Origin of the sequence: Pseudomonas khorasanensis, assembly GCF_014268505.2 — a bacterium.
In the GTDB taxonomy this organism is placed as follows: domain Bacteria; phylum Pseudomonadota; class Gammaproteobacteria; order Pseudomonadales; family Pseudomonadaceae; genus Aquipseudomonas; species Aquipseudomonas khorasanensis.
In genome coordinates this window covers 1-4,490 of the sequence record NZ_JABWQP020000026.1, presented here as the reverse complement: position 1 = coordinate 4,490, position 4,490 = coordinate 1, and the positions used below count along the sequence as shown (strand labels likewise).

7 protein-coding genes are annotated in these 4,490 nt (G+C 55.7%); 4 read left to right on the top strand and 3 right to left on the bottom strand.

The window, feature by feature from the left end; translation table 11 throughout:
• A partial coding sequence (locus HU727_RS25365; RefSeq protein WP_217847149.1) for an RHS repeat-associated core domain-containing protein occupies positions 1-1,086 on the top strand: 1,086 nt, incomplete at its 5' end.
• Entirely contained in the window at positions 1,083-1,394 is a 312-nt protein-coding gene (locus tag HU727_RS25360) for a contact-dependent growth inhibition system immunity protein (protein WP_186534347.1), read from the top strand. The genes HU727_RS25365 and HU727_RS25360, both read left to right, overlap by 4 nt.
• Before the next feature lie 303 nt (positions 1,395-1,697).
• Here HU727_RS25360 and HU727_RS25355 read toward each other — a convergent pair whose 3' ends face one another.
• Entirely contained in the window at positions 1,698-2,333 is a 636-nt protein-coding gene (locus tag HU727_RS25355; RefSeq protein WP_186534346.1) for a lytic polysaccharide monooxygenase auxiliary activity family 9 protein, read from the bottom strand.
• Between the two features lie 221 nt (positions 2,334-2,554).
• On the bottom strand, positions 2,555-2,992 hold the full coding sequence (locus tag HU727_RS25350) for a hemerythrin domain-containing protein (RefSeq protein ID WP_186534345.1): 438 nt from the start codon (positions 2,990-2,992) through the stop codon (positions 2,555-2,557).
• Between the two features lie 151 nt (positions 2,993-3,143).
• Here HU727_RS25350 and HU727_RS25345 point away from each other — a divergent pair, with 151 nt between their 5' ends.
• Complete coding sequence (locus HU727_RS25345) at positions 3,144-3,569, top strand: GNAT family N-acetyltransferase (RefSeq protein WP_186534344.1); 426 nt, start codon at positions 3,144-3,146, stop codon at positions 3,567-3,569.
• Between the two features lie 104 nt (positions 3,570-3,673).
• Here HU727_RS25345 and HU727_RS25340 read toward each other — a convergent pair whose 3' ends face one another.
• Positions 3,674-4,024 (bottom strand): hypothetical protein, encoded by a 351-nt coding sequence (locus HU727_RS25340; protein ID WP_186534343.1) that lies wholly within the window; start codon positions 4,022-4,024, stop codon positions 3,674-3,676.
• Positions 4,025-4,156: 132 nt separating this feature from the next.
• Between HU727_RS25340 and HU727_RS25335 the strand changes: the two genes are divergently transcribed.
• Positions 4,157-4,486 carry a DUF6388 family protein gene (locus HU727_RS25335; protein WP_186534342.1) on the top strand — a complete coding sequence of 110 codons (330 nt, stop codon included), beginning with the start codon at positions 4,157-4,159 and terminating at the stop codon, positions 4,484-4,486.
• Positions 4,487-4,490: the final 4 nt, after the last annotated feature.

The window sequence follows — 4,490 nt, the reverse complement described above, 5'->3', positions numbered from 1 at the left end:
CAGGGCGATCGCCATTACGACTACGACGCCTTCGGCAACCTGATCCGCGAACGCCGTGGCCACGGCCAGACCCTCGTCACCGAATACCGCTACGACTGCCAGCACCGCCTGATCGGCCTGACCCGCCCGGACGGCCAGACCGCCAGCTACCAATACGACGCCTTCGGCCGGCGCATCCGCAAAGCCGTCGATGGCGCCACCACCGAGTTCTTCTGGCAAGGCGACCACCTCGTCGCCGAAAGCAGCGACAGCCAATACCGCAGCTTCCTCTACGAACCCGGCACCTTCCGCCCGCTGGCGCTGCTCGACGGCAAAGGCCCAAAAAAAGCCTGCCCGTTCTACTACCAGCTCGACCACCTCGGCACCCCGCAGGAACTGACCGACTACAGCGGCGAAATCGTCTGGTCGGCGCAATACGACGCCTACGGCAAAGTCGCCGCCGTGACCCTGGCCGGCAACGACTACCTGGACCAACCGCTGCGCTTTCAAGGGCAGTACTTCGACGTTGAAAGCGGCCTGCACTACAACCGGCATCGGTATTACGACCCGAGGCTGGGGCGGTATTTGACCCCAGACCCGGTGAAGCTGGCGGGTGGGTTGAACCAGTACCAGTACGTGCCGAACCCGACGGGGTGGGTGGATCCGTTGGGGTTGAGTTGCACTCCGTGTCCTGGAGCGACACAAACCGATGGCCCATACAGTGAGATCGTACCGGGCGGCGGTTTAGGGGCTCACGAAAAAAGGGGCGGTCACTTCATTGAAAAGCATGTGGGTCGAACAGCAGCCCAGCTAGCTCAAAGACTGAGAGATGAGCCTTGGCTTAGTAGAGCATCAACTTTTTTTGATCGAGCGACAGCAGAAAAAGCCATGTCCACCGTGATAACGAAAAACCAGACCACTATTGATAGATTTCTGCTAAGCGACGATACACAAATTATAATAAACGACTCTGTCTCCTATCCAGTTGGGATGGTCTTAAAAAAGAAATCCCCCGATATAAGGCAGGTTCATGGTGTATATCTACTCTTACGCAAAGATAAAAAGCTACCAGGCTCCTACCGTATACACACAGGCTTTGCAGAATGACTAAAGAAAATCTCCCAAATTTATTCCAGTTTTTGGCCGGATACTTCCATGAAGACTGGCGTTACGATAACGAGACTGAAGATGATGTGACTAGACGATTTATCATAGAGTCGCCTTGTGAAACGGTCGCAAAGGTAAAAAACGAAATTAGCTTAGTTTTAAACAATTTCCACAACGAAAAAGAAATGCAGGCGTTTTTGTTTGATGAAATTAAATGTTCTTATTATTACCTTTATGCATGGCCCTCCGGTAAATCGTGGTTAGAGCATGTGCTTGCCGTGCTTTGCGAGGCCAACGAAAAAACTTAGTCCAAGTTTGTGAAGTGCGGAGCTCGTCATAGGAAAAAGCCCGGCAACGCTACCGGGCTTTCATCTGTAACTGATGAGCGCTACGACCTAACGCATCACTCCCACGAGTTCCAGGAACCAGCCGCCCATATCGCCGACTGAACTCCCAGCCAAAGGGCACCTCGCCTTGCTCACATATGTCCCAACTGGTGAACACGAGAACCGGCATCGGCGATGCAGTAGCGCTCGCCTAGGTTCGCAGCAAAGCGAAGTCGATATTGGGCATGGCCATCATTGAGAGCAACTGGGGTTAGGGAATACCCCCTATTCAAAATCCACATCAAACGCCTGATAAAACGCATTGCCGGTATTAGCAACGATCCACATCAGCACAACGACGTGATGACCTTTTTTGTTGGCCGGCAGCTTCACTTCGTGTTCAACCTTCGCCTTCAACTCACCCGCGTAGCTGTAATACGGCACTTGCGGATAGAAGTCCTCGAAGAAAGGCGTCGGTTCCAGCTGCGCGCGGGTGATGCGTTGCTGCGGGGCCCAGCCATCCCTGGTGATCAACCAGCGATAACCACGGGTGGTGTGCGGCGCGGTGTAGGCCCATGTGACCTTGAGGGTCTGGCCTGGATCGACATTGAGCAATGGCCAACTGAACTCACGGCCGAGCTTGCTGCTCATCTCGTCATTGGTGTAATTCACACAATCACGGGCATCTGTCTTGCCGCCGCTGAGAATATAACCGTCGGCGGGCGGCGTGACGCTGTCGGCGTCAGTCTCGAACGGTGATGGGAACGGTCCCGCCTCCAGTGCCGGGAAGTTCTTGCCGCCCTCCATTTCATTGACCTGCCAAGCGCCCAGCAAGCCGAGATCGATGGCCACGGCGCCGCGACTCGCTGGCGATATGACGCGACCGTGTTTCAGTTCGTTGTCTGTAATTGCCTGATTCATGATCTTCACTCCGTTGATTTCAAGAACTCTCCTTCCCGAGGAGAGGGCTTCAAACTAACGGAGGTGATTTTTTTGTCCATTGGCGCTTTTGTCGCAGTGTTATCGCCTGAATCCGACAAACCCTGAAAATACTGGATGGATAACCAGTCATCGACGAATCGTCGCACTTTACGCGTAGCCAAATGCGTACACGCCGAACCCACGGAATCGCGCTTTTCTGATCAAGCCAGTTGCGCCTGATATTCCGTTTCGTACTGCCCGGCAAGTTGCGTTTTTTGTTTTTCGTTGAGCAGCTTGCCAGCCATCTGGAAGAACTTGTGCTCTTCTTCCTCGAGGTGGTGATGCACCTTGTCCGAAAGCTTCTTCGCCGTGGCCAGCCACGCAGGACTCGACATCTCGGTCTCGTCGAGTTCTTCCATCATTTCGTCCATCTCATGGTGCTCGGCGATGGCGTGGCGGCTCAGGTCAACGCCTTCGTCGATGGCCATCAACGGGATGTAGAAATGCCTCTCTTCGGCGGTTTCGTGCGCTTGCAGTTCTGCTTTGAGCTGCTTGTAGGCCTCGACCCGCTCAGGGCTGTCGCCGCTGGTCGCGATCAGCGCCTTGGCGTAAGTGCGCTGGCGCTCGTGGCTTTCACGCAGGGCTTCAAAAATATTCAAGGGGGTCTCCTCCTCACTCGCGCTCAGGGAAAGACGCGATAAAACCTAGACCGCAGCGCTTGATTGACGGTTCCGCTTGTTTATCGAGGGGCTTGGAAGCGCTTGTCGGAACACGTTAGGCTGGGCGCTCTACCACACAAGGAAGTCATGCATGAATTTGCGTATCGAGTTGACGCAGACCCCTACCGAGGAACAGCGCGCAGCGATTCTTGCCCCTCTGCGTGCACACAACGTTGCCAAGGCCGGCCCTTCAACCCGAGAGCCCATTGCTCTGCTGGTGCGCGATGAACACGAGGCAATCCTCGGCGGCCTCTATGGCCACACGTTTTACCGCTGGTTGTTCATTGAACTGCTGGCGGTCCCGGAGCAAGGCCGCGGTCAGGGTATCGGCACTAAACTGATGGGCATGGCCGAGGAGTTCGCCAAAGAGAAAGACTGTGTGGGCATTTGGCTCGACACCTTTTCATTCCAGGCGCCCGAGTTTTACAGGAAGGTGGGATACAGCGAATGCGGCGAGATTGTCGATTATCCGCTGGGGCACAAGCGGCATTTCTTCCAGAAGCGGCTGATCGATTGACTGTTCTATTGTCTTCGCGACCAGGCTCGCTCCCACGAGTCGCAAATGCATTCCGGCGTGGGAGCGAGCCTGCTCGCGAAAGCGCCAACGGCCTCAGCACATAATCACAGGCAGGTCGCCATCGCCGCCATCCGCCGCATCGCGACAAAATCATTCTGTTGTGCGTAGTAGTTCAATGTCGTGCCGGTCGCCTCGGTCACCACATCGACAAACGACTCCGCCGAACGGGTATAAACCGTGGTGCCGCCCGACGTGCGCGGTTCCAGATAAGCCGCCGCGTCGACGCCGAACACCGCCTCGTCCTGCCAGGCGAATTGCACGCACTGGGCGACGACTTTTTCGGGTTTGTCCGAGGTGAGTACCTTGTAAGGGCTCTTGGTGCGAGCATCATTCATCACCGAACCCGCGCAACCGGCCAGCAGGACCGCCGCCAGCGCCAACATCAGCATTCGCATTGCATTCGCTCATTCAGAAAAAAGCGGACTGTAGCACTGCAACACAGCAATCCGTTCTGCTTTACTGTTTTTTGCGCGAAGTGCATACGCGCAAGCGGCATCCAAATATCATCAGTCACACAAGGAAATTACATGGCGCCTGGCGACCAGCGACATGAACATGCTCTGAAACTGTTTCTCGATGCGCGACCCGAACTGCGTGAAACCCTCGACCATCTCAACCCCCTGCTGGCCCAGGCCAAGGGCGAAACCCAGGCACAGTACCGCGAAGAGCGTCTGCACGAAGCGTTTGAGGCCGAGGCGGAAAGCCAGGGGTTGTTTGCCTGGGAGTTGACATTGCAACTGACCGCTGGCTCGCCCGAGGAATATCAGGCGCAGCGCCTTGAGGTACACAGGGAAGTGGCAGAGATGGCGGGGATGGATTGGCTTGAGTACTGCGATTTGTACGGCATCACCCCATAGCCAA

Excerpts from the sequence above, each read along its gene's own strand:
- HU727_RS25340 (WP_186534343.1), bottom strand. The coding sequence starts at position 4,024 with ATGCGAATGCTGATGTTGGCGCTGGCGGCGGTCCTGCTGGCCGGTTGC.
- HU727_RS25355 (WP_186534346.1), bottom strand. The coding sequence starts at position 2,333 with ATGAATCAGGCAATTACAGACAACGAACTGAAACACGGTCGCGTCATA.
- HU727_RS25335 (WP_186534342.1), top strand. The coding sequence starts at position 4,157 with ATGGCGCCTGGCGACCAGCGACATGAACATGCTCTGAAACTGTTTCTC.
- HU727_RS25360 (WP_186534347.1), top strand. The coding sequence starts at position 1,083 with ATGACTAAAGAAAATCTCCCAAATTTATTCCAGTTTTTGGCCGGATAC.
- HU727_RS25345 (WP_186534344.1), top strand. The coding sequence starts at position 3,144 with ATGAATTTGCGTATCGAGTTGACGCAGACCCCTACCGAGGAACAGCGC.